This window comes from Streptomyces viridosporus T7A, from assembly GCF_008704515.1.
Lineage (GTDB): Bacteria > Actinomycetota > Actinomycetes > Streptomycetales > Streptomycetaceae > Streptomyces > Streptomyces viridosporus.
The window spans coordinates 2,693,831-2,718,700 of record NZ_CP023700.1; the positions used below are offsets into that span (position 1 = coordinate 2,693,831).

Consider the following 24,870-nt stretch of genomic DNA (forward strand, 5'->3'; position numbering starts at 1 on the left):
CGCCCGGCACGGTCGCCGGACCGTGCGGCGCGTCCCCGGTCCAGCACGCTGTCGGTACCGCGGGGAAGAATGGGCGCATGACGACCGACCTCGCTGATCTCCTCGGCACCCAGGAGACCTCGGCCCTGGAGTTCAAGCGCAGTGCCAAACGCCCCGAGGCCATCCGCCGGGCCATCTGCGCGCTGGCCAACGATCTCGGTGGGCACGGCGGCGGCGACCTGCTGATCGGTGTCGCGGACAGCGGCGACCCCGTGGAGGACGTCGACACGAGCGACCGCGCCCTGCTGGCGCTCACCGACATGCGCGAGGACGGGCTGATCCTCGACCGGCCGTCCATGACCGTGTCCGTCGTCCCCTTCAAGGGCAAACCGGTGATTCGGATCAGGGTCGAGGCGTCCGCCGCGCCTCCGGTCCGGTTCGACGGCGTGGTCTGGGTGCGGCCGGGACCCACCACGCGTCGGGCGACACGGGACGACGAGCGCGTGCTGACCGAGCGCCGCAGGGCGGCCGACGGACCGTACGACAGCCGCCCGGTGGCCGGGACGGGAGTCGACGACCTCGATCTCGGGCTGTTCCGCACGACCTACCTGCCCACGGCCGTCGATCCCGAGGTCCTGGAGGAGAACGGCCGCCCCGAGGCGCAACAGCTCGCCTCCCTGCGCTTCGCGACCCTGGACGGCACGGCCACGACGGTCGGCCTGCTGGTCACCGGCTACGACCCGAGCGCCTTCGTTCCCGGTGCCTATGTCCAGTTCGTCCGCTACCAGGGCGACGACCTGGACGCGGCCATCGCGGACGAGCAGGAGCTGCGGCACAACGTGGTGACCACCGCCGACCGGCTCGAGACGATACTACGAGGCCACCTGCACACCCGGGTGGTCCAGTCCTCCGGCTTCAAGGAGGAGTCACGCCCCGACTACCCCCTGGCAGCCCTTCGCGAGCTCTGCATGAACGCGATCATGCACCGCAACTACGAGACGTCCTACGCACCCGTCAGGATCGTGTGGTTCAACGACCGGATCGAGGTGACCAACCCCGGCGGACCCTACGGCCAGGTCCGCAGCGACAACTTCGACCGGGTCAACGACTACCGCAACCCCTCCCTCGCCGCCGCGATGAAGTCCCTGGGCTACGTCAACCGCTTCGGCCGGGGCATCGGACGGGTGCGTGCGGCCCTCGACCGCAACGGCAACCCGCCGGCCGAGTTTTCCGTGGACGACTCATCGTGGTCCGTGACCGTGAGGAGAGCGCAGTGATCTCTGTCGCCCTGTTCAACAACAAGGGGGGCGTCGGCAAGACGACACTCGCCTACCACCTGGCCCACATGCTGCACCGCCAGGGAGCACGCGTCCTGGCCGTGGACCTCGACCCCCAGTCCAACCTGACGGCGGCGATCCTGGACGAGGACGAGCTGGAGGAGCTCTGGGACAAGGGCTCCGAACTGTTCGCCCAGAACGACTACCCCGAGCAGCGCAAACTCTTCACCCGCACCGAGGGGCAGCACACCGTCGCGGACGCGGTGCGTCCCATCCTGGAGGGAACCGGTGACATCGCACCGGTCAGCCCGGTGACGGTCACCTCGGGCCTGTGGCTCCTGCCGGGCAACCTGGAGCTGAGCAAGTTCGAGGACAAGCTGTCGGCGGCCTGGCTCAACGGTTACGGGGGCGACCCCGCGGCCATCCGTACCACGACCGCCTTCCACCGCATCATCGAGCGGGCGGCGCGCGAGGTCGACGCGGACCTGGTGCTCATCGACGTGGGGCCGAACCTCGGCGCCATCAACCGGGCCGCGCTGATCGCCGCCGACACGGTCCTCATGCCCATGGCCGCCGACCTGTTCTCCCTCAAGGGACTGCTCAACCTGGGTCCCACGCTGCGCGAGTGGCGCAGCCAGTGGCAGGACCTGGTGAAGCCCAAGATCCCGCCGTCCATCTCCTCCCCCAGCGCGGCCATGCAGCCGCTCGGTTACGTGATCATGCAACCGGAGATGCGCCTCGACCGGCCCGTGCGGGCTTACGAGCGCTGGCTCACCCGGATCCCCTGGGTCTACGGCACGGCGGTTCTGGGGCACGCGGACTGGCCGACCGACGACCGCTCGTACGAAATCGCCACCCTGCGCAACTACCGCAGTCTGATGCCGCTCGCGCACGACGCCCGCAAGCCGATGTTCGACCTCAGAGCCGCAGACGGTGCCCTGGGCAGCACGCAGAAGTACGTGCAGACCTGCTACCAGGAGTTCAAGGCGCTCGCCGAGGCGGTCATGGACCGTCTCAGCGTGACCACTGAGGACGACCCGGCTTAGCAGAAGCCGGCTGTGGGACATGCTCGCCCGCCGAGCCGTCCGCGCCCTGCGGCTCGGCGGGCTCTCACGACGCCTGCGCCTGCGTGCCCTCCGCCAGCGAGTCGAGGAACCTGCTGTTCAGGGAGGCCCGCTCGCCGTCCTCGCCGATCACCTCGACCGTCCGGCCGTCCAGCTGCGGCGTCCGCGACCGCACCTCCATCGGGCACAGCAGCCACAGGCCGTGCGGGTCGTCGGCGGGGCGGCGGGCCGCCTCCTGGAGACGGACCAGGGTGTCGTGGCCGCCCTCGTCCCAGTAGCGGGCGAACAGACCCGCGTTGTGCAGGAGGAGCACCGTGCGCGGGGCCGCGGCGCGGGCCAGCAGGCGGGCCTCGACTCGCGGCCAGACGACACGGACGAAGGAGGCCAGTCCCCGCTTGACGCGGCCCGGGGCGGACGCGGCGTCGGCGCGCAGGACCTTCTCCCAGTCCTGCCCCTTCTCGGCCGCCAGGGCGCGGAACTCCGCCAGGAACTCGCGCCCCAGGTCGACGCTCTCGACCGGATGGGCGGAGGTGATCGCCTCGACCGCCCCGGGCAGCCGGGAGGCCCGGACGATCAGGGCGAGGAAACCGCCGCGCTCGACGCCGGCAGCTAGCTTGGCCCGGATCAGCTCGTGGGGGTCCGCGTCCTCGTCGGCCGGGGCGGCTGCCCGGGCGGGAGGCAGGTGGCTGGTGCGGCTCCCGGTCGACGTCCAGGACACGGCCGGTTCCAGCACTGACGGGAAGAAGCTCGACGTCCTGCCGTCGTAGGTCAGGTCGAAGCGCGCCTCGGTGAGCGCCTGCTCCAGCTCGACGTACGTCGGCTCCCGCTCGCCCGACAGCACGTCGAGGTCCGGGAAGCGGGCGCGCAGCCTCGCCACCAGTTCGGCGACCGCGATGCCCCGGTCCCTGCGCACGCCGGCACCGGCCTGGGAGATGCGCAGGGCACGGTCCAGGGTGAGGTCGCGCGGATACAGCTCCAGGCGCGGGGTGACCTCGACCCCCGGCGCCATGGCGGCGGCGAGCGCCACCAGCCGGGTGTCCGCGAGCGGGGCGAATCCCTCCGGGGCGGGGACGGCGCGCAGCTCGCGCACGACGGCCGCCCGGCCAGGCAGCGGCTCCCGACGCGCCAGACGCTCGGCCGTGACCCCCAGCTCGGCGGCGTAGTCGGCCAGTTCGCGCGGACTGGGGTCGTCGGTCCCGGGCAGGGACTCGGCGGCGATCAGTACGGTGTCACCGCGCCGGTGGACCGCGAGCCGGGGCTCGTGCAGGCCGGCGCCCTCGCCCTCCCACATCTCGGCCTCGGCGGCGGCCCGGACCACCGCCAGCGCCTTGGCCAGGGTGCGTGCGGGGGTGTCGTCGCCGGCGCCGTGCCTGACCCGCAGCTCGACGGCGGCCTCCCGCGCCGTCATGACACGGCCGGCCGCCTCGACGATCTCGACGAGCTCCCTGCGCACCTCGCCGAGCCACTCCAGCTCGGCCCATTGCCGGATCTCGAGGCGGTGGTGGCGTGAGACGGGTGGCTGCTTGATGCCGAGGTGGTCCGCGATCCGGGCCTGCACCGGCCAGGGGCCGAGGGGGGACAGCGGGCCTGCCGCCGACGGCAGGCCGAGGGTGAGCAGCACGACGTCCGCGCGGTGCGAGCCCTTGCGCCCCGGGGCGGGGGTGAGGCGGTCCGCCATGTCGTCTATCGACAGGACGGCAGAGCCGGCCGGTCCGGCCTCGTCCCCGGCGCCGTCACGGGCCGGGACGGTGGAACGGGGCCCGGACGCGGCCGTCGCGCGCAGCGCGCTCGCCCACTGCTTGCGGCGGCGGTTGAGTTCCTTGCGGACCAGCGCCCCGGCGCCCCGTGCCTTGGAGATGGCGTACGGCGGGACCTGCAGCAGTTCCCCGACCGTCGTCGCCCCCAGGGTGCTGGCCACGGAGACGGCCCGCGGGGACAGGCCCGCGGCCTCCAGCAGCGTCGAGGTCTCCGCGGCCTCCGCCGCGGCGTCGCGTGCCTCCTCGGTGCCCTCCGCCAGCTGGCCGACCGTCGCCGGGGTCGTGGCGGGCCGGGCCGAGTCGGCCGCCCGGAACACCTCCCGCCACGCGTCGTGCATCTGCCGAAGGTTGTCGAAGCGCTGCTCGATGTCCCGGTGCAGCGCGCGCCGGAAGAAGGCGGTGAGGCCGTCGGCGAGCGCCGACTCGAACAGCTCCCCGGCGACGTACAGCTCCGCCGACTCGTTGGTGAGCGGGTCCACCAGGCCGTCGCCCCACATGGGGCGCTCCCCGCTCGCCATCTCGTGCAGGGTGACGGCCGCCGCGTACCGCTCCGCGTGGTCGTCGTAGTAGGGGCGCCGCAGGGAGCCGAGGAACGGGTCGAGGTAGCCGCGGGTGCCCGCCCTGACGTCCCGCTCGGAGGCGTCGGCGAGGGAGAAGTCGAACAGCTTCAGGCGCCAGATCCGGTCCTTGCTCTGGTGGATGCCGAAATTGTCGGGCTTGATGTCGCGGTGCCGCACGCCGCCCGCGGCCAGCTGGTCCAGCGCCTTGAACAGGTCGTCGCCGAAGCGCTCCAGCTCGTGGTAGGTCAGCCGTCCCTTGCCGCGCAGCCGGGCGCCCAGGGACTGCTCCCCGGCGTACTCCAGTTGCAGGACCGTGCGTCCGCCGATCTCGTCCAGGCCCTTGCCGCGCAGCTGGACGATCGCGCCGCCGCCGACCTCCTTGAGGACACGGGCCTCGACGCGCAGCCGCTCGGCCTTCTCCTCGTCCAGGGCGACCTTGAAGACCCTCTCCTCGACGTCCGTGCGGCCCTCCTCGTCCTCGACCACCCGCTCGACGAGCAGGGCGCGGGCCGTGGCGCCCGTGCCGAGCACCCGGCGCACGGTCCACTCGGAGTCGAGGGACTGGCCGGGAAGGGCCTCCAGGGGGTCGGTGCCGACGGTGGTGTGCGTCTCGGGGAGCACGCTGACGCGTTCGGCCTCGTCGAGCAGGTCGAGGAACTCCTCGGCCGAGCCGAGGCGCTCGTTCACGTCGGAGCGGGTCGCCCGATGGACGAGTTCGTCGAGCGCGTCCGAGAACCCGTCCGCCACGGCGAACAGGTGCAGGCCACCGTCCGTGCGGAGCCGCTCGCTGAGGACGCTGCGCTGCGGGGCGGGGGGCTGCCCGGTGAGGATCAGGTACGAGACGGCGCCGAGACCGAAGATGTCCAGGTCCGCGGGGTCGGCGTACGGCTGGTCGGTCTCCGGGGCGAGGTAGACGCGGGCCGCGTCCTCGATCAGCGCGGCGTCGAGCGCGGACCCGCCGACGGAGCGGAAGAAGGTGGCGTTGCTGTCGAAGTCACGGGCCGCGGTCTGCCAGTCGGTGATGCGCAGTTCGGGCCGCAGTCCGTCCGGGCGGAAGGAGACGTACACCGACCTGGCCGCCAGCGCCCGGTGGTAGAGCGACCGGTTGTGCGCGTAGCGGACGGCCTCGGCGAGCTGCCGTACGAGATCGAGCCGGACCTCGAGGGTGAGCTTGCCGCCGTAGGTCGCCAGGTACTGGTCGAGGCGCAGGTCGGTGTGGCGGTGGCGGAACAGGATGGCGGGGCCGCCCTGGTGCTCGCGCATCTCCACCGCCTCGACGATGCCGCGGTGCGTGACGCCCTGGAGGACCTGGTACTCGCGGCGGGCCGCGCGTTCGGTGGACTTCTTGTCGGCCTCCGTCGCCATCTGGCTGACGAGGTAGATGCGGACCCGGCCCTCCTCCGGGACCAGGCCGTCGTCACGGGTGGCGAGACGGTCCTCCCAGGTGGCCCCGGCGTCCAGCGGATGCGGCTGCAGCTTCCAGACGTCGCCGAAGCGGAGGTGGGCGGTGGACTGCCGGACGCCGATGGCCTTCAGGAGCCGCGGCAGGGTGTTCCGGGAGAAGTCGGGTGTGATGCGGCGCTCGGGGCGGTCGGGCGGCAGGCCGAGGAAGTCCTGCCAGATGCGCTTCAGGCCGGTGTCCCGGTCGTCGCGGCCGTAGACCCTGACGCGCTGCACGTCGTCGAGGTGGCTCTCCAGGTCGGGTGCGGACAGGAAGACCGCCGCCTCCACACGCGGCACCGAACGCTCGGGGATGTCGAGCTTGCGCGCGGCCCACAGCAGCCGGCTCTTGAGGTCCTTGGCCTTGGCGTCGTTGAAGTGCAGCGGGTTGTTGATGGTCCGCGTGCGGTCGGTCCCGTGGAAGTTCCATGTCGAGCCGGAGTTCTCCAGGCGCCCCGGGTGGCTCTTGATCTCGACGAGGTAGAGGCCGGCGGGCACCGCGATCAGCAGGTCGCACTCGTTGATGCGGCCCGACTGTGCGGTGAACGAGAACGTGGCCCAGGCCCGGTACGGCTCGACGGACGGCATCAGACGGCGCACGTGGTCGAGTGCGTCCTGCTCCCAGGGGAAGGGGGAAGGACGCTCCTGGAACCATTGCTGAGCCGGCCGCGGTGGTCCGGGCTTGGGCACCGGACGCGAACCTGCTGCCGTCACCGTCCGACCTCCCCTGTCCGCCCCACGCCTTCCTGTGGGAAAACCCCTGGCCGACCTTATCGTCCTCGGCCGACGGGCCGGATCCCGCTTTCACGAATCGTTCGGGGCGGGGGCGGCGGGCTGCTGCTGGGCGGGAATGAAAGCCGTCGACACGGGGGCCGGTACGGCAACGCGGAACAACTCCGCCGCCGACCGTCCTCGCCGACGGTCCGACACCACGACCCCACCCGTCCACTTGCCCGTCGCCGTCCGGTACCGGTGCTGCAGCTCACCCACACGAGGGCAGTGGCGTTCCCTTATGGCCGCGTAGGCGGGATGGCAGTGGGTGTTCCAGGTCAGGTCCTCCGCGTAGGTGGCGCAGGCTGCCGGGAAGAGCACGGCGGAGATGAGCAGATCGGCGATCTGCAGTCCGATGTGCGAGTCGCTGTGGCCGAAGACGGGGGATTCGGCGACGTGCGGCATCAGATCACCGCCCGCCCGGAACTTCCGGGTCGTCACACAGTGGACATTGTCGACGTTCTTGCTCTTCGTGCGACTATCGAGGATCACCACGCCGCGATCCTCACGCCCGGCGAGGAAGTGTTCGAAGTGGGCGCAGAGGGAGGCGACCGACGCGCCGTACATCGCGTCCTCCGCGTTGGTGACGCCGTCCTGCTTGACGCAGATCTTGGCCAGCACCCGGCAGTCGTGGCGTTCCAGCATGATCAGCAGCTTGTCGATCAGGCCGTGCGCCAACCGGACCTGGTTGCGGTTGCCGTTGCGGAGGTGGGCTCTGATGTTCGAGCCCTTGATCTCGGTACGGATGACCTCGCTCAGCTTGACGGCATTCCGCAACGTGGGGCGGAACTGCTTCTTCAGTGCGATGAAGTCCCAGGTGAGGGTGCGCAGTGCGGACTCCTCGACGACGATGCCGCCGATCACCATGACCGGCGGTGCTTCCGGCGCGGAGGGGTCGACCGTCTGGCCGTCACCGGACTCGTCGACGTAGCACAGGTACAAGCGCTCCTCCGGCGGAAACAACTATGGCCACCCCGGATTCCTGAGGGGCAGCCATAGGGGTTGCTGCGCAGGGCGCAGCCTTGTTTTGGTTCTTCCCCCAGTCTACGACGCCTCTCCGTACGCATGCAACTACAAGTCGTTACACCGTCGTCGGCGCAGTGCCGTCAGCCACGCCCCAAGGGCTGCCGACCCTGGAACCGAAACGCCGCCCCCTCTGTCGGGCATGAATCCCCGGTCGTCACGGACGGGTGTCACTGGTTCAGCTTAGAGTGACGGTCGACTGTCAGGAGTGAGGGAGGGGACACAGTGGTGTACGTGCAGCATCTTTCGGTCCGGGTTCCCTGGCACGACAGGGGCTGGGACGGCCGGATCTGCGACGATCCGCTCGGTAACGCCTCCTGCGTGCTCTTGGAGAACATCGGACGCCGACGGGACGACGAACTCGAAGTGCAGTACGCCGGGAAGTCGTTCGAAACGCTCCCGGAAAAACTGCCCCCGTGCGCCGGGGAGCGCGGCGGATTCCTGAGCGGCCGGGACCAAGTGCTGCACACGACCCACCCCTACGGCCACAGTCCGGCGCTCAGGACGCTCCGGAGCGCATCCGTGCCCCTGCCCGCGTGGTCGGTTCACAGCATCCCGTTCCGTTGGCTCAACCGGGAACTCCTCGACGACGTCATGGACCAGCAGCCGGTGGACGGCTACAGCTCGGAGGCGGAGGAACGCGCCATCGCGGAACTGGGCTTCGATCCCCCCTGGGTGGTCCACGGGGACAACCAGAAGGCGGTCATCGACACGTTCTTCCGCGATGTCGTCGACGGACAGTCGCTGATCTTCTTCTATCTCAAGCACGCTCCGTTCGAGAACCATCCCCGTCGCATGCTCGTCGGGGCAGCTCTGACGGCCTCGGTCACGCTGCCCGGGCGGTGGCCGTCCGACGGTCCCACCCCGTTCGCCAACCACATGTGGGAGACGGTGGTGCGGCACACGCTGCGACCGGACGGCAGCGGAGGCATCCTGCTGCCGATGCAGGCCCTGGCCCGGCTCGCGGCCGACGGCACCGATGTCTCGGAGGCTTTGGCCGAAGCGCCTGAGAAACGCTGGGAGTTCTCGTACGGTACTGAGCATGTTCCGGCGGACACGGCGGTGGCCGCGCTCCTGGAGCTGAAGCGTGCTGCCGAGGCGGCCGTCTCCCTCGACTGCGGCCTGCCGGAGCGCTCCTTCGACTGGCTCGACGAGCAGTTGCGTCATGCCTGGCGACGACGTGGCACCGCCCCCGGCCTCCCTGCGGTGCTGAGTCTTCTCCAGGTGCCACATCCCACGTTCGCGGCACGCGAGGTGGTGGGTGCCGTCGATGAAGGAGAGGATCCCTGGCCGGTCCTGGAACAGGCATTGGGCGGACACGGTGGTCCACCCGCGGTCACCTCGCTGGCCACGCCGACGCGCCGGAAGGTGTGGGCGGCGCTCGGGCAGCAGGACCGCCAGGCCATGCGGCTGTTGGCCCGTTTCGACCTGACACCTGACCAGGTACGCAGCGTGTATCACGAGGAAACCCGCATCCGCTTGACGATCCCGGAGCTGCTCTCGGACCCCTACGCGCTGGTGACCTGCACGATCGACGACGCGGATCCCATCCCCTTCGAAGCCGTCGACCGGGGGTGTTTCCCCGACCGGCAGCTGACGGAACGACATCCGCTTCCTGTCTCGGAACCGCTCACGGAACCCGACGACCGCCGGCGTCTCGAGGCCGCTATGGCGACCGTGCTGCTGCGTGCCCAACGCCAAGGGCACACGCTGCTGCCGCTCGAGGAGATGCTGGAGGGACTGGAGGGACTCAGCTCCGTCAAACCGATGCGGCCGAGCGACGTGGTCCTGACAGCTCACAAGCTGCGCGCCGAGGACCTCGACGACAATCTCGACTACAACTGGCCGCAGTTGTGCAGGACGCGGGTCGCCGACGGCACTGCCGCTTACAAACTGCGCTCTGCTCTGTGGCGCAAGCACACCATCCGGGAGGTCGTCGACCAGCTGCGCTCCGCAGCACGGCACACAGCGCCCAAGGATCTCGAAGCCACCCTGGACGCCGTACTCGGCGCGCGGGGTGAGGCGCTCGACGCCGACGAGGATGAGTCGCGGGCCCGGCAGGAGAAGGCCGCGGCGTTGCGGGAGATGTACGAGAGCCGGTTCACCGTGCTCAACGGCCCGGCGGGCACCGGCAAGACCACACTGGTCAAGGCGTTGGTGCAGCGACCCGAAGTGATGGCAGACGGTGTGCTGCTGCTTGCTCCGACGGGCAAGGCACGAGTCCAGTTGCAGAACAAGGTGGATCACCCGGCACAGACTCTCGCCCAGTTCCTGAGCAAGTCGGACCGCTATGAAGCCGACAGTGCCCGGTACCTGATCACCGGTCGGCAACCACGCGAACGGCAGTACGGCACCGTGGTCGTCGACGAGGCCTCGATGCTCACTGAGGACATGCTCGCCGCGCTCCTGGACGCCCTCGAACCGCGGCAGCGGCTGATCCTCGTGGGCGATCCCCGTCAGCTTCCGCCCATCGGCGCGGGCCGGCCCTTCGTCGACCTGGAACGTGCGGCCAGGCAGCACCACAGCGGCTCGTGGCCACGGGTCGCCATGGGCTGGGCGGAGCTGACGGTACTGCGTCGCCAACGGGAACTGGGGCACGCACGTCATGACCTGATGCTGGCCCGTTGGTACAGCGGTGACGAGCGCGGACCCGACAGTGACGAAATCTGGCAGCGGCTGCGCCAGGGCCAGGACATGCCCACGCTCCGCGCAGTCGCCTGGAACGGCCGAACGGCGGCACAGGTGGTCGACGACGTATTACAGGAAGAGTTCGGAGTCGTGGAGGACGCCTACGGTCTGAGTTTCGCCACCTCGTACGGCGCCGGAACGACTCGACGCGGGACGGCTGTTTATCCGACCTTCTTCGACGCGCCCACACGCTGCGGGGCCTGGCAGATCCTCAGCCCTGTGCGCGGCACGGCACACGGAACCGTGGAGCTCAATCGTCACCTCAAGCGGCGTTACCGAGGCGGCTCCCTGGAGAACGCACTCAAAGCACCCCGGTACCGCAAGGTGCCCAAGCCTCTGGGTGCTGAACAGATCGTGCTCGGTGACAAGGTCGTCCACACGCGCAACGGGACGCTGCGCGCGTGGTCCCGGACCGAGGGCCGGGTCGTGAAGGGCTACGTCGCCAACGGCGAGCTCGGCGTGGTCACCGGTGAGCTGAAGACCCAGCACATGAAGAGAGCACCTCGCAGCACCGAAGTGGAGTTCTCCTCCCAGCCCGGACGGCGCTACAAGTACCAGAGCGTGGGCGGTGAGGACGACGTGACCCTGGAACTGGCGTGGGCCCTCACCGTGCACAAAAGCCAGGGCAGCGAGTTCGACACCGTGATCGTGGTCCTGCCGGCCGGAGTCCGCGGCACTTCGCGTGAGCTTCTGTACACCGCGCTGACCCGGCAGACGAAGCGGGTGGTTCTCTGCCATGAAGGCCCGCTCGACGACCTCCTCGAACTGACCCGTGCCACCGGATCGGACACCGCCCGGCGGTTCACCGACCTCGTGGTGACCCCGGACCCACGCACGGTGAAGACGCCCAGCGGCGCAAGCAGCGGGCGGGTCGACGCGCGGCTCGTCCATGTAGCGGTCAACGGGGTGATGGTGCGCAGCAAGAACGAGGTCATCGTCGCCGGCATCCTCGAACAGCTCGCCCCCGACGCATGGTCGTACGAGGAACCGTTCAAGGGAAAGGACGGCCGCACGGTGCTGCCGGACTTCACCATCACCCCCCTTTCCGGGCCCCCCGTCTTCTGGGAGCACCTCGGCATGCTCGATAACCCGGAGTACGCCGCCAGGTGGCAGCAGCGCCTGAAGTGGTACGCCGAGCAGGGAGTACTGCCCGAGAAGGACGGTGGTGGTCCCAACGGCATCCTGGTCTGGACAAGTGACGAGCACGGGGTGAACGAACCGGAGTGGCGGACGCTTGCCCAACGTGTCGTCGCTGCTGCGGCCATCCGCCGTCCCAGGCCTGGAGCCGCGAAGAAGACGGCCGCGCGTCCCGATGCTTCCGGGCAGCCGTAGCTCGAAGTACCGACACCGCCGGACCGCTTGTCCGCCCTGCGTCACAGCGGGCCCCTTCTCGCAGGGCACGAAGATGTCGGTAGACGAGTCGGGTTGTACGCCGGGGTCTGTTCCGGCGGGCCCTCGCGGGCCCGCCGGTGACGGCCACCCGTCCAGGACCGGTGTCGCCACCGGCCTCGTGCGGCCCACCCGCGGACTCCTGCGGGTAGCCCTCGAACGTCCGCGCAGAGCGCTTTTCACGGCGCTCCCCTTGACCTTGCTCCGGACGGGGTTCACCTGGGTCGCCTGAGTCACCTCAGGCGCTGGCGGTCTCTCACACCACCGTTTCTCCCCTCAGCCGAGGGCATACCGGATACGGTCCCCGGCGGGGCGCCTCCGACAGCCAGGCAGCCGCCGCAGAGGTGCACATCGGCACCGCACACGCAAGACAGGCGGCGCTGGGCTGGAGAAACGGGACCTGCCGTAGGTGGCGGGCGGCGATCACATTCGACAGTGACCATCTGGCCGAGCTTCGCCACTCAGTCCTCCTTCGGGCAAGCGGGAACGTACCTCCAACGGACGCGACCGCCGGGGAAGTCCTGTGGTCGACCGCGGACGCGGCCCGAACTTCGGAAGGCCGGGGGTCGTTCGGGGCCCTGGGCAGGTGCGGCGCAGTGCGGGCAGGTTCGTTCCAGGCTGTTCCGTCCAGGGCACCCACCCCCTCTCCTGAGCGCCGCGCCACTCGCCCGGGCGGAAACCTCCAAAAACCATTCCCGCACCTCCTCGACCGGCCATCCTTTTCCGTGCTCACACGGTCGGCTTTCCTGTCAAGGGCGACTTTCCCCACACTCAGAGGCTCTTGATCAGCTCCCCTGACCAGTGATGTTGCGGTGTTATCGTGAATATAGGTCAATTCTCAACGCCTGAGGTCGGAGAAATGAGTAATCGGCTTCTCGTCCATCACACTCACCGGCACCATTCCCCTGACGCTCCCTCCGTCCCGCCCCAGGAATCACCGATCGCGTTCATGTGTGTATCCGGATCCGAAAACCCGACGGAAACCCGATGAACGCCACGGACGTGCCGGCCCCCGAGGACCTCCTGCTCGCCGAGGACGACGAGACCGACGCGCCCGCGCCCCGGCTCTCCTCCGACCTCGGCACGGCCGACCAGGTCAAGGACTACCTCCGGCTCATCTCCCGGGTCCGACTGCTCACCGCCGAGCAGGAGGTGGAGCTGGCCAAGCGCATCGAGGCCGGGCTGTACGCCGAGCGGCTGCTCGCCGAGGAACCGGTCCTCGAGCCGCGGTACCGCCGGGAACTCGGTCTCCTCGCCGAGGACGGAAGCCGCGCCAAGAACCACCTCACCGAGGCCAACCTCCGCCTCGTGGTGTCCGTCGCCAAGCGCTACACGGGGCGCGGACTGCAGTTCATGGACCTCATCCAGGAGGGCAATGCCGGACTCATCAGGGTCGTGGAGAAGTTCGACTACACCAAGGGCTTCAAGTTCTCGACCTACGCCACCTGGTGGATCAAGCAGGGGATCACCCGGGCCATGGCCGACCAGAGCCGCACCATCCGCATCCCGGTGCACGCGGTGGAGGTCATCAACCGCGTGGCGCGGGTCCGCCGCGAACTGATCCGCGCCACCGGCACCGAGCCCGCACCGGAGGATGTGGCCGAGCGGGCGTCGATCTCCGTGGAGAAGCTGGCCGAACTCGACGCGTACGCCAGGGAGCCCGTGTCCCTGGACCTTCCCCTGTCCGAGGAGGGCGGCGGCGAGTTCGGCGACCTCATCGTGGACAGCGACTCGCCCTCCCCCTGGGAGGTGGTCGCCTTCGGGCACCTCCAGCGCGCCGTCCGGAGCGTCCTGGCGGACCTGAGCCCGCGCGAGGCCGGCATCATCTCCCTGCGGTACGGCCTCTTCGGCGAGCGGCCGCGGACCCTGGAGGAGATCGGGCAGGTCTACGGCGTGACCCGGGAGCGCATACGCCAGATCGAGTCCAAGACGATGAGCAAGCTCCGGCACCCCGCCCGCTCGCACGCACTGCGGGACTACCTCACCGACGCGTGACGCGGCCCGGCTCCTTCGGACTCCTTCGACGCGTGGCCGGGGGCGGTCGAACGGGGGATTGACCACGGGTCCGCCTGGGCACATCCCCCGTGACGAGCCGCCCACCGGCGGTGAAGGAACCACCACGAGGGGGGCAGGGGGCCGTGGAGGGGCGTGGGGAGCCGTCGTTGAGGACCCATGGATTCGAGCAGTTCCGGTTGTCGGAGGAGTTCGAACCCACCCTCATCGACACGTGGTACGAGGATCTGAAGGCCGAGTTCGCCGACCTGCCGCCGGACCCGTACGGCGATCCCCGGCTGAACCGCTACCGCCGGCACTCCGCCGCGGTGCTGCTCCCCTGGGAGGGCAGGCTGCACTGGATTCCGAAGACGCACGACGCGCGCCACGGCACGGTCACGCGCTACTTCCAGGGCGGGTACAACCCGGAGCACCGCGATCTGGACCGGTGGTTTCCCGCCGTCTCGCAGCGGACGGAGAGCAATCCCCTGCTGGAACGGATCGTCCTCTTCGACTTCGCCCAGACGTGGTGGAGCGAACGGGAACGTGCCGCTCCCCTTCACGTGGGCGTGCACCTCATCAAACTCTCCGTCGCGGAAGGGGACGGTTCGGCCGTGTCGTCGCCGAACTTCCTGCACCAGGACGGTGAGCCCTTTCACTTCGCCCATCTCGTCTACAAGGAGAACGCGGTGGGCGGCACCAACTACGTCGCCGACCCGGCCTGCGCGGGCGCGCAGCCGGGCGACGTGCCCGCGCACCGGCTCCGGGCCACCTTCGACCTGGAGCGGCCCCTCGACTCGTACGGAATCCACGACGAACGCGTCAGTCACCACGTCGATCCCATCCGCCGGGGCGACGGGCAAGGACCGGGGGAACGCGCCGTGGTCCTCGTGGACATCACACCCATGACAAAAGTGGTGTGACTGTCTGACTAATCGTCAGCTCCTATGCTTGAAATGGGAGTTGGCACGATCGACGGCTCGCTGAAGGAATGGCACGGCCCGATACAATCGCGCCCGCCACCGCCCGGCCCGGACGGTGGCGCGTTGTCGCGCCCACGTCCTCTCCTGGGCTGTCCGGAGGTGAGAGCCATGTCCATCTCGTACCTGTTCAGCACCTACCACGTGCCACCGGACGGCTTCGTCGACCGCACCAGGGAGGTCAGCAGACTCCTCAACTTCATGGAGTCGGGCTGTCGGGTCTGCACGGTGTACGGACTGGGCGGCGTCGGGAAGAGCGCACTCGCCTACCGGCTGGCGCAGGCCGGGGGCACCTCGTCGCGCCGCACGATCTGGGTCTCCCTCACCAACGCGCCCCCGGCCGACGCATTCCTGCACGGGCTGCTGTCGCTGTTCACCGACCGGGACACCGCGTCCCCGGGGACACCGCTGGAACAGCTCATCACCTGCCTCGACGACGAGCCGTCCCTCATCGTGCTGGACAACCTGGAGGTCCTCCTCGACTCGGAGCGGTTCTCCGGGGAGTTCCGGCCCGGGTACGAGGAGTACGGCACCCTGCTGCGCTGCCTGGCGTCCGAACCCCACCGCTCGACGGTACTGATCACCTCGCGTGAGAACCCGTCGTTCCTGCGGGAGACGAGCGCCAGCGTGCGCGCCATGCACCTGCAGGGCCTGCCCAAGGTGCCGGCCCGGACGCTCCTGGCCCGGCGCGGCCTGCGCGGCGACGTACGGCTGCGCCGGGACCTCGTCAGCAGGTACGACGGCAACCCGCTGGCCATACAGCTCGTCTCCGACCTGATCCTCGACATACACGACGGGAGCATCGCCCGCTTCGTGGAGTCCGGCGAATTCCTCTTCGGGGAACTGGAAGGGCTGTTCCACCAGCACTTCGAGCGCCTGACGCACGCCGAGCGGCTGGTGCTGTTCCGGCTCGCCGCGGCCCGCCGTCCCCTCACGGTCCGCGAGATCTCGGCCGAGCCGCGGATCGGCACCCCGTCGTCCGCGGCGACGCTGCTGCAGCGTCTGCGGCGCAGGTCCCTGGTCCAGGAGAGCAACGGCTCCTTCTACCTCCAGTACATGATCCAGGAGTTCGTGACGGCACGGCTCAACCTGGCCTGCGTCGAGGAGGTCCGCACCGGCGAACCGGACGTGCTCACCCGGTTCGCGCTCGTGGACGCCGCCATGCCGGAGCACGTACGGGAGGCCCAGCGCCGCTTCCTGTCCCAGCCGATCATGAACATGCTGCAGGACCGGCTGGGCTCCGCCAGCCAGGTCGCCCCGCGGCTGCTCTCCCTGCTGGACGCCTCCCGCGTCGGCTCGGAGGCGTACGGCACGTTCCTCGCGGCGAACGCCCTCTCGATCCACCACGCGTGGACCAGCGACCTCTCCGGCCTCGACCTCTCCCATCTGGTGCTGCGCCAGGTGGACCTGTCCGGCATCCGGCTCTCGCACGCCACGGCCCGGATGACGGAGTTCTCCGGATGCCGCTTCCCCGGCGTCTACCACTACGTCTTCGGCATGGACTTCTCACCGGAGGGCAAGGCCGCGGCGATCGGGCAGAGCGGCGGTTCGGTCCTGCTGGTCAACGTGCCGGACGGCACGCCGCTGCGCACCCTCCCGTGGGAGGCGGACTGGATCAGGGCCGTGGCCTTCTCCCCCGACGGCGGACGGCTCGCCTGCTCCGACGAGAAGGGCCGGCTGCGCGTGTGGGACCTGGCCACCAACCTCCCCACCGACTATCCCGGCCACGACCGGCAGACCCGCAGCCTGGTCTTCTCGGCCGACGGGCGCGTCCTGTTCAGCGCGGGCGAGGACCGGCGCATCCTCGCCTGGTCCGTCGAGCCCCGGGCGAGCGAACCACGGGTGCTGTGCGCGATCGACGCGGAGATCTGGGGACTGCACGGCGCGCCGGCCTCGACCCTGATCGCCGCCGCCTGCGACGAGGTGTGCGTCCGCATGTGGGACACCGCCACCGGTGAGGAGGTCTCCCTGGAGGGGCGCGCGCCGGTGGCCGGCCGGTGCCTGCGCTTCTCCACCGACGGCAGGCACGTGTTCGTCGGGTGCGACGACGGCGCGATCCGGGTCTGGAACACCGAGAGCCGCAAGCTCGTCGGCACCCTTCTCGGGCACACCTCGTCGGTGTGGGCCGTCGCGGTGACCCGGAACGCCTCCGGAGAAGTGCTCATCACCGGCAGCCACGACGAGACGATCCGGGTGTGGAACATCGCCGACCCGTCGGCCGCGCGCTGCGAGCGGGTGATCAACAGCCTCGACGGCCCGGTGTGGCCGGTCTCCGCCGACAGCGAGGGGCAGTACTTCGCCACCGTCGGCCGCAACTCCACCATCCGTTTCTGGGACACGGCCGACGCCGAATGCCTGGAGGTGCTGGCCGGCAGCTCGGGGACGGTGCTGAGCGTGGCGTCGTCACCGGACGGCCGCTTACTGGCCTCGGGGGGCCACGACCGACTCGTGCGCCTCTGGAACGCCGCGACCGGCGACTGCCTGGCCGAACTGCGCGGCCACACGGCGGGGGTGCGGGCGGTCGCCTTCCGGCCGCAGGGCAACGTCCTGGCGACGGCGAGCGAGGACTGGGACGTACGCCTGTGGGACCTGCGGACGAACCAGCCGTCCGCGGTGCTCACCGGTTCGCGCAACTGGCTGTGGACGGTCGCCTTCGAACCGAACGGGCACAGTCTGGCGGCCGCCGGCGCCGACGCCGTCATCAGGATCTGGGACATCCAGGGGCGGGGCGGCGTACGGGCGTTCACCGGGCACGAGGCACGGGTACGGGCCGTCCAGTACACCCGGGACGGACAGCGTCTGGTGTCGGTCGGGGAGGACGGGCAGACCCGCCTGTGGCAGGTCGCGAGCGGCGGCTCCGAACTCCTCGGCACCGTCGAGGGCCACGTCACCTGTGTGTGCGTGCTCGCCGACGACCTGTGCGTGACCGGAAGCAGTGACGGGGCGCTGCGCCTGTGGGACCTGACCTCCCGGACGCTGCTCCGCCAGGCCCGGGCGCACGAGGGCGCGGTGCTGGCCCTGCTGGCCGCGCCCGACGGGAACACCTTCCTGAGCGCGGGCCAGGACGGCCACCTGCGGGTGTGGGGGCGGGACGGACTGCGCCTGCACGGGGTGTCCCGAACGGCCGCCGGAACGGTCCGCTCCCTCGCCTGGCACTCCGACGGCGCGTACGTGGCGGCCGCGGGCGGCGACGAGGCGATCCGCCGCTACACCTACCCGGACCTCGAAGAGGTCGAGCCCTTCCGGGTGCCCAGGCAGTTCGAGGGCCTCGACATCAGCGGCTGCCAGGGCATCACCCCCGCCGAACACCACTCGCTCGTCGCCCTCGGAGCGGTCGACTCGCCGTCCGTCACGAGGCCGGCCGTCCACCACCGCACCACGCGTCCCGCACCGCGGCACGAGGAGCCCCGGGCCCCGAGGGCGCTCACCAGGCCGGCCCGGATGTTCATCTCCTACTCGCACCGTGACGACGAGTTCCGCTCCCAACTGGAGAAGCACCTGAGCACCCTGCGCTACCGCGGGCTGCTCGACTCCTGGTCCGACCGGCAGATCCGGCCGGGCGACGACTGGGCGGGTTCGATAGACGAGAACCTGGAATCGGCCGACATCATCCTCCTGCTCGTCAGTGCCGACTTCCTGGCCTCCGAGTACTGCCGGGACGTGGAGATGCGCAGGGCCCTGGAGCGGCACCGGGAAGGGACCGCGCGCGTCGTCCCCGTGGTGCTCCGCGCGTGCGACTGGAACGGCTTCCCCTTCGGCTCGTTCCAGGCCCTGCCGCGGGACGGCCGGCCGGTCACCGCCTGGCCGAACCCCGACGAGGCCTTCACCGACATCGCCGTGTGGCTGCGCACGACGCTGGAGGACATCGCCCAGTCCCACCGACCCGGCGGGACCCCCACGGAACGGAGCCAGTCTTGACCCTCGCCTTCTCCGCCACCCGGGCCCCGAGCGCGCTGCTCCTGATCGATCCGGAGGAGGTGCCCGAGGACCTGCGTCCCCGCCTGGAGTCCCTGGTCCGCGCGGTCCGGCACACCGACGGCCTGCCGGACCGCGCGGACGGCGTGGAGATCCTCGTCACCGCCAACCGCGACCTGAGCGGGCCGGTCCTGGAGAAGCTCCCGGACCTGCGGCTGATCGTCACCACGGGCACGGCCTACGACTACGTGGACCTCGCCCACTGCGAGGCGAACGGCATCGCCGTCTGCAACACGCCCGGCTACACCGGCTCCTCGGTGGCCGAGCACGCCATCGCGCTGTATCTGGCCGCGAACCGTCACATCGTCGCGCTGGACCGGGAACTGCGCACCGGTGCGGACACCGGCGGCCATCTCGCGCTGGAACTGGAAGGCAGGACCGCGGGAGTCATCGGTGCCGGCGACATCGGTGCGCGCATCCTCGCCATCGCCCGGGGATTCGGGATGCGGGCACGGTTCACCAACCGCAGCCCCAGGACCGTGCGGGGCGCGGAGCAGGTCGGCCTCGAGGAACTGCTGCGCACGTCCGACGTGGTCTTCCTGTGCCTGCCGCTGACGCAGGAGAGCCACCACCTGCTGAATCGCGACACCTTCGCCCTGATGAAGCCCCACGCCTTCGTCGTCAACATCTCCTCCGACGAACTCATCGATCCCGACGCGCTGGCCGAGGCGCTGCGCGACGGCACCGTGGCCGGGGCGGGCCTCGACGTCATCGGTTCGGCCGCCCCGTACACAGGGCTGCCGAACACCGTCCTGACGCCGGCCCGCGGCTGGTACACGGCGGAGGGAGTGCACCGGCGGGCAGCCACGTGGATCGACACGATCGCGAGCGCGCTCGCGGGCCGGCCGGCCCACCGCATCGTCTGACCGGGGGAACCAGAATGATCATTCCGCCTGCCCAGATACTGGGACTGCACCGCGGCCTCGACTCCACCTCACGCACCAACCGGACCGGACGCTTCCTGTCCGGCTGGCAGACGACGCACCCCTTCTCGGGCCGCTACCTCGACGGAACGCAGAGCCTGCCCCAGGAGCTCTCCACGCTGGAGAACTACAGCTTCCTCTCCGACTCGGCCGCGCTCACCGACTCGATCACGGCGTTCCACACCGAAACCGACGGCGTGGCCTACCCGGGTGACGGCGTGTACGTGTCCAGCGGATCGAGCCCCCTGCTCCTCGGCTTCTTCCTCGCCCTGCGCGAGATGGGCGTCGAGGAGGTCTGCTACGTGCCTCCGGTCTACTACACCTGTTACTACTTCTGCGGCGCACTGGGCATTCCGATGCATCGCGTCGGCGACGGCCTGTTGCACGGCGAGCACACCGAACTCGAGCTTCCGGAACGGCGTTCGGCGCTCATCCTCTGCGATCCGATCTGGGTGTTCGGCACCACGGTGCACCCGCGGCAGATCGAGCGGATCGCCGAGTGGCAGCGCCGCACCGGGTCGTTCGTCCTGGTCGACGGGACGTTCCAGTACGCACGCTGGGACCGATCCTCGCGGGCCGAGCCCACCGCGCGGCTGGAGCAGGACCTGACCTTCCGCATCGTCTGCCCGACCAAGAGCCTGGCCGTGCACGGTACCCGGTTCGCCTATCTCCTCCTGCCCCCGGAGTTCCGCGAGTCGATCCGCTACGCGTGCGCCAACTCCACCGGTGCCACCGGTGCGGCGAACGAGCACTTCGCCCTGCGGATCATGGAGGTGATGCGCTCCGAGGAGTCCAACGACGCGCTGGTGGAGCACATCCAGCGGGAGCGGGAACGGCTGCTGGCGACCGGGGTGATCCGCTCGGAGGCCGCGCTCCCGGAAGCCGGTTACTACACCTTCGCGGTCCTGGACCAGGCGGCGCTGAAGGACGCGATCGTCATGGACCAGCGCTTCTTCGGCATCGAGGGCTTCGCCGACCACGTCCGGGTGAACCTCCTCCACCCCGGCTGGACACAGCCGTAGGGCCGGGCCGCCGGACGGGCCCGGGTCCGCCGGGGCCGGCCCGGGGGCCCTCCTGCCCGAGGGTCCCTCCCGCCCGGGGCCCGAGGTGCCGCGCGGGGCGGCTCCCGGGGCTCAGGCGATCCGCGACGCCTGCCACATCGTGTGCTCGCGGCTGATGGCGTCCTCCGCGTCCTTGACCGCGTCGCCCCAGGACTCCTCGGAGTGCGGCGCGGCCAACCGGACCCGCACCACGGCGAGTTCCTGGGCGGTCACCGTGTAGGCACGGCTCAGGGTGGAGTGCTGGCGGGTCTCCAGCCAGGCCGCGGCGGCGGCGACCACGGTCGCGGCCAGACCCGCGAGATCGACCTCCAGCACCTCCGTCGCCCGCAGGGTGGCGAACAGCAGCCCGACCGCCTCGCCGGACAGCATCACGACCCGCCAGACCGTGGCGCGGCGCCGGTGGTAGTGCGCCTTGGCCAGGTACCACGCGTGCTGGCCCTCGAGCCGGCCCCGCACGTACGCGTGCTGCCGCTCGTCGAGGGGGGAGGACCGCAGCGCCCGCATGCGCTCGCCCACCTGGACGCCCCCGTCCGGGAGCAGTCCCGCCTCCGGGCGGGCGGTCGTGAGCAGCTCCTCCAGCCGGGAGGAGAGAAGCTCGTCGGCCCGCCCGTCGGTGTCCGTCCCGGCGCCGATCCGGAACGGCGCGCCCCCGACCGCGTACTTCCACGCCAGGGTCTTCGCGGACTCGGCCAGGGCCCGTCCGTCGTACCAGGCGCGTTCCGGGCCGGTCTGGATCAGGACGACCTCGGTGATGATGCTCCCGCACAGGGCGACGGCGGCCAGCAGGGCGGCCCAGTCGATCCGGACGTCGCCGAAGTGGACGGACGTCAACGAGCCCAGGGCCGCGACGAGCACCAGCGCGAGCCGGAGGCGGGTGCCTCCGAGGTAGTGGCGCTGGCCGGCCAGCGACCCCCGGTCGGCCGCCTGGAACAGGCTCGGCAGATCCTCCTCGCGCAAGCCTGCGTCCGCATGATCGGACACGTCCCGCCCCCTCCCCCGTCGCCACGCACCGACGCTCCGTCCGTCCACAGCGTGGTCGGCGAAGGCCCCGCTGTCCAGCGGGAGTTGATCCGGAAAGGCCGCGGGCCGACGCGGGGTCCCGGGAGCGACGCCACCGCGCGAGGTGCGGTCCCCGCCCGTGGCAGGGGGCAGACGAGTCGGGCTGTACGCCGGGTTCTGTTCCCCGGGGTCCTCGCGGGCCCCGGGGCGACGGCCATCCATCTAGGACCGGTGTCGCCACCGGCCTCGTGCGGTCTACCCGCGGACTCGGGCGGGCAGCCCTCGAACGTCCGCGCAGAGCGCTTTTCACGGCGCTCCTCTTGACCTTGCTCCGGGTGGGGTTTACCTAGCCGCCTGAGTCACCCCAGGCGCTGGTGGTCTCTTACACCACCGTTTCACCCTTACCGGGGACCGAGGTCCCCGGCGGTCTGCTTTCTGTGGCACTGTCCCGCGGGTCACCCCGGGTGGCCGTTAGCCACCACCCTGCCCTGTGGAGCCCGGACGTTCCTCGGGAAGCCCCTGGGGGCTCCACGCGGCCGTCCGCCCGGCTCGTCTGCCGTGCCGACCATGCTACCCGGCGTGGGAGCCGCCTCCGCTCCGCGGCCGTGGCGGGGGCCGGGGCATCGGCCGATCACCTGTCCGTGGGACCGGGAGCCGTTCCCCCGGTCGCGGCGCAGGCCCGCGGGCCCCGTGGGACGCCGCGGCCGTCCGCTTGACCCTGCCGCGACGTCAACGTCTCTACTGATCCCATGCGGATCGGAGAACTCGCCGCCGCCGTCGGCGTCACCACGCGGACCGTGCGGCACTACCACCATCTGGGGCTGCTGCCGGAACCGGAGCGGCGGGCCAACGGCTATCGGGACTACACCCTGCGGCACGCCGTCGTGCTGGCGCGGATCAGGCGGCTGACCGAGCTGGGGCTGGGGCTCGCCGAGGTGCGGGACGTCCTCGCGGACGACGCCGGGAAGGACCTCGTGGAGGTGCTGACGGAGCTGGACGAGGACCTGGCACGGCAGGAGGCGGCGCTGCGGGACCGCCGGGAGCGGCTGCGGGCGCTGCTGGAGTCGGAGGGCGGGGCGGTCCCCGAGGGGCCGGTCTCGCCGGAGCTGGCCGCGCTGTTCCAGGACATGGGGCACATGACGGACTCCCCCACGGCCGCCAAGGACCGGGAGGTGCTCGCGCTCATCGAGACGGCGATGCCGCCGCAGGAGCGGGAGCGGCTGATGGGCCTGCTCGGCGGGGTCGTGGCCGCGCCGGGCGGGGCGGAGCGGGCGCTCTCCCTGTACGGCCTGCTCGACGCGCTCGCCGACGCCGCACCGGACGACCCGCGCGTGGACGAGGCCGCCCGCGCGCTCGCCGCGTGCGTACCCGCCGAGCTGATCCCGGAGGGGACGCGGATCGACCAGGGGCACGGCTTCCTGCGCGCGCTCTACGCCGACTTCGCCCCGGCCCAGGCGGAGGCGGTCCGCCGGGCGCTGCGGATCGCCGCGGAGGGACGGCCGTGAGGGGGACGGTCGTGCGCGGGGCGGTCGTGAAGGGCCCGCGGATCGCCTGGATCCTCGCCCGGCACGAGCTGCGGCTGCTGGTGAGCCTGGTGCTGTGGGGGGCGCGGCGCACCCACGGGGTCCGCGGCGGGAGGGCGTTCGGGTACGCGCAGGGGCAGGCGGCCGTGATGTTCGGGCTCGCGTTCGTGTGCGTGGTCGAGACGGTGGTGATGTCCGTGCTGCTGAGGGGTCGGCCGACCGTGCACGCGGTGGTGCTCCTGCTGGACGTGTACACGGTCGTCATCGTCGTCGCCCTGCACGCCGCCTCCGTCGTACGCCCCCACGTGCTGGACGCCGGCGCGCTGCGGATCCGCCGGGCGACCCACGTCGACCTGCGGATACCGCGGGAGCGGATCGCCTCCGTCCGGCGGGAGACGCGCATGACCCACGAGCAGGCCGACGGCGAGCTGCACGTCGACGTCGGCTCCCGGACGAGCGTCACCGTGCACCTCACCGAGCCGGTCACCCACGTCACCTTCTTCGGCCGCCGCCGTGAGGTCCGCGTGGTCCGCTTCCACGCCGACGACCCCGACGGGCTCATCCGGGCCCTGGCGACCGGGGAGCGGGCCGGTGGGCGGCCCGGGGAGCACACCGCGCAGGCGTAGGGCGCGGGCGTCGTACTCTGGCGGCCGGGTCCCACCGAAGGAGTACGTGTGCTTGTCCTGCTGCCGCCGTCCGAAGGCAAGGCCGCTTCCGGCCGCGGTGCCGCGCTGGAGCTCGGGTCGCTGTCGCTGCCCGGGCTGACGGCCGCCCGGGAGGCCGTCCTCACCGAGCTGGTGGACCTGTGCGCCGGCGACGAGGACAAGGCGCGCGAGGTGCTCGGGCTGAGCGAGGGGCTGCGGGGCGAGGTCGCGAAGAACGCGGAGCTGCGGACGGCCGGCGCGCGGCCCGCCGGGGAGATCTACACCGGGGTGCTGTACGACGCCCTGGGCCTGGCCTCCCTCGACGCGGCGGCGAAGGAGCGGGCCGCGGCCTCCCTGCTGGTCTTCTCCGGGTTGTGGGGGGCGGTCCGGGTCACCGACCGGATCCCCTCCTACCGCTGCTCGATGGGGGTGCGGCTGCCCGGGCTCGGCGCGCTGGGCGCGCACTGGCGCGCGGCGACGGCCTCCGTGCTGCCCGAGGCGGCCGGGAGCGGGCTGGTGCTGGACCTGCGGTCGGCGGCGTACGCGGCGGCCTGGAAGCCGAAGGGCGAGACGGCCGCGCGGACGGCGACGGTGCGGGTGCTGTACGCGCCGACCCGGAAGGTGGTCAGCCACTTCAACAAGGCGACCAAGGGGCGGATCGTCCGGAGTCTGCTGACCGCCGGGGCCGCCCCGGGGGATCCCGCCGAGCTGGTGGAGGCGCTGCGGGACCTCGGGTACGAGGTGGAGGCGGCGGCGCCGGCCAGGGCGGGGGCGGCCTGGACGCTGGACGTGCTGGTGAACGAGGTGCACTGACACCCACCCCCC

14 protein-coding genes and 1 other RNA gene are annotated in these 24,870 nt (G+C 71.1%); 11 read left to right on the top strand and 4 right to left on the bottom strand.

Annotated elements, in window-relative coordinates; translation table 11 throughout:
* The first annotated feature begins 77 nt into the window (after positions 1-77).
* Positions 78-1,256, top strand: a complete 1,179-nt coding sequence (locus CP969_RS12595; RefSeq protein WP_016826515.1) for an ATP-binding protein — start codon at positions 78-80, stop codon at positions 1,254-1,256.
* Positions 1,253-2,302, top strand: a complete 1,050-nt coding sequence (locus tag CP969_RS12600; RefSeq protein ID WP_016826514.1) for a ParA family protein — start codon at positions 1,253-1,255, stop codon at positions 2,300-2,302. Before CP969_RS12595 ends, CP969_RS12600 begins: the two co-directional genes overlap by 4 nt.
* A gap of 64 nt (positions 2,303-2,366) precedes the next feature.
* Here the strand turns inward: CP969_RS12600 and pglW are convergent, their stop codons facing one another.
* Both pglW and CP969_RS12610 read right to left on the bottom strand, forming a co-directional pair.
* Complete coding sequence (gene pglW / locus CP969_RS12605; protein WP_026085236.1) at positions 2,367-6,791, bottom strand: BREX system serine/threonine kinase PglW; 4,425 nt, start codon at positions 6,789-6,791, stop codon at positions 2,367-2,369.
* A gap of 90 nt (positions 6,792-6,881) precedes the next feature.
* Positions 6,882-7,790 carry a DUF3800 domain-containing protein gene (locus CP969_RS12610; protein ID WP_016826512.1) on the bottom strand — a complete coding sequence of 303 codons (909 nt, stop codon included), beginning with the start codon at positions 7,788-7,790 and terminating at the stop codon, positions 6,882-6,884.
* A gap of 306 nt (positions 7,791-8,096) precedes the next feature.
* On the opposite strand from CP969_RS12610, the gene CP969_RS12615 reads away from it, so the two are divergent.
* The 6 genes from CP969_RS12615 to CP969_RS12640 all read left to right on the top strand — a co-directional run bounded on the left by CP969_RS12615 (position 8,097) and on the right by CP969_RS12640 (position 20,840).
* Entirely contained in the window at positions 8,097-11,891 is a 3,795-nt protein-coding gene (locus CP969_RS12615; RefSeq protein WP_016826511.1) for an AAA family ATPase, read from the top strand.
* A gap of 1,044 nt (positions 11,892-12,935) precedes the next feature.
* Positions 12,936-13,943 (top strand): RNA polymerase sigma factor, encoded by a 1,008-nt coding sequence (locus CP969_RS12620; RefSeq protein ID WP_016826510.1) that lies wholly within the window; start codon positions 12,936-12,938, stop codon positions 13,941-13,943.
* Positions 13,944-14,110: 167 nt separating this feature from the next.
* Complete coding sequence (locus CP969_RS12625; protein ID WP_171817503.1) at positions 14,111-14,863, top strand: 2OG-Fe dioxygenase family protein; 753 nt, start codon at positions 14,111-14,113, stop codon at positions 14,861-14,863.
* A gap of 168 nt (positions 14,864-15,031) precedes the next feature.
* Positions 15,032-18,838 (top strand): TIR domain-containing protein, encoded by a 3,807-nt coding sequence (locus tag CP969_RS12630; protein WP_016826508.1) that lies wholly within the window; start codon positions 15,032-15,034, stop codon positions 18,836-18,838.
* Positions 18,835-19,761 carry a 2-hydroxyacid dehydrogenase gene (locus CP969_RS12635; RefSeq protein WP_016826507.1) on the top strand — a complete coding sequence of 309 codons (927 nt, stop codon included), beginning with the start codon at positions 18,835-18,837 and terminating at the stop codon, positions 19,759-19,761. Before CP969_RS12630 ends, CP969_RS12635 begins: the two co-directional genes overlap by 4 nt.
* A 14-nt stretch (positions 19,762-19,775) precedes the next feature.
* Positions 19,776-20,840 (top strand): pyridoxal phosphate-dependent aminotransferase, encoded by a 1,065-nt coding sequence (locus CP969_RS12640; RefSeq protein WP_016826506.1) that lies wholly within the window; start codon positions 19,776-19,778, stop codon positions 20,838-20,840.
* Between the two features lie 111 nt (positions 20,841-20,951).
* Here CP969_RS12640 and CP969_RS12645 read toward each other — a convergent pair whose 3' ends face one another.
* The gene (locus CP969_RS12645) at positions 20,952-21,836 is read right to left on the bottom strand and encodes a DUF4231 domain-containing protein (protein WP_004988818.1); all 885 of its coding nucleotides are present in this window, start codon (positions 21,834-21,836) and stop codon (positions 20,952-20,954) included.
* Between the two features lie 192 nt (positions 21,837-22,028).
* Positions 22,029-22,430: RNase P RNA component class A (rnpB, locus tag CP969_RS12650), an RNA gene on the bottom strand.
* 197 nt (positions 22,431-22,627) lie between these two features.
* On the opposite strand from rnpB, the gene CP969_RS12655 reads away from it, so the two are divergent.
* Genes CP969_RS12655 through yaaA form a run of 3 tightly spaced genes read left to right on the top strand, consistent with a single transcriptional unit; the run spans position 22,628 to position 24,858 of the window.
* Positions 22,628-23,383 carry a MerR family transcriptional regulator gene (locus CP969_RS12655; protein ID WP_004988817.1) on the top strand — a complete coding sequence of 252 codons (756 nt, stop codon included), beginning with the start codon at positions 22,628-22,630 and terminating at the stop codon, positions 23,381-23,383.
* A complete protein-coding gene (locus CP969_RS12660) occupies positions 23,380-24,027 on the top strand; it encodes a hypothetical protein (RefSeq protein ID WP_016826505.1) in 648 nt (215 codons plus the stop codon). The genes CP969_RS12655 and CP969_RS12660 overlap by 4 nt, the downstream gene beginning before the upstream one ends.
* A 48-nt stretch (positions 24,028-24,075) precedes the next feature.
* Complete coding sequence (gene yaaA / locus CP969_RS12665; RefSeq protein ID WP_016826504.1) at positions 24,076-24,858, top strand: peroxide stress protein YaaA; 783 nt, start codon at positions 24,076-24,078, stop codon at positions 24,856-24,858.
* Positions 24,859-24,870: the final 12 nt, after the last annotated feature.

Excerpts from the sequence above, each read along its gene's own strand:
- CP969_RS12595 (WP_016826515.1), top strand. The coding sequence starts at position 78 with ATGACGACCGACCTCGCTGATCTCCTCGGCACCCAGGAGACCTCGGCC.
- CP969_RS12620 (WP_016826510.1), top strand. The coding sequence starts at position 12,936 with ATGAACGCCACGGACGTGCCGGCCCCCGAGGACCTCCTGCTCGCCGAG.
- CP969_RS12630 (WP_016826508.1), top strand. The coding sequence starts at position 15,032 with ATGTCCATCTCGTACCTGTTCAGCACCTACCACGTGCCACCGGACGGC.
- CP969_RS12640 (WP_016826506.1), top strand. The coding sequence starts at position 19,776 with ATGATCATTCCGCCTGCCCAGATACTGGGACTGCACCGCGGCCTCGAC.
- CP969_RS12655 (WP_004988817.1), top strand. The coding sequence starts at position 22,628 with ATGCGGATCGGAGAACTCGCCGCCGCCGTCGGCGTCACCACGCGGACC.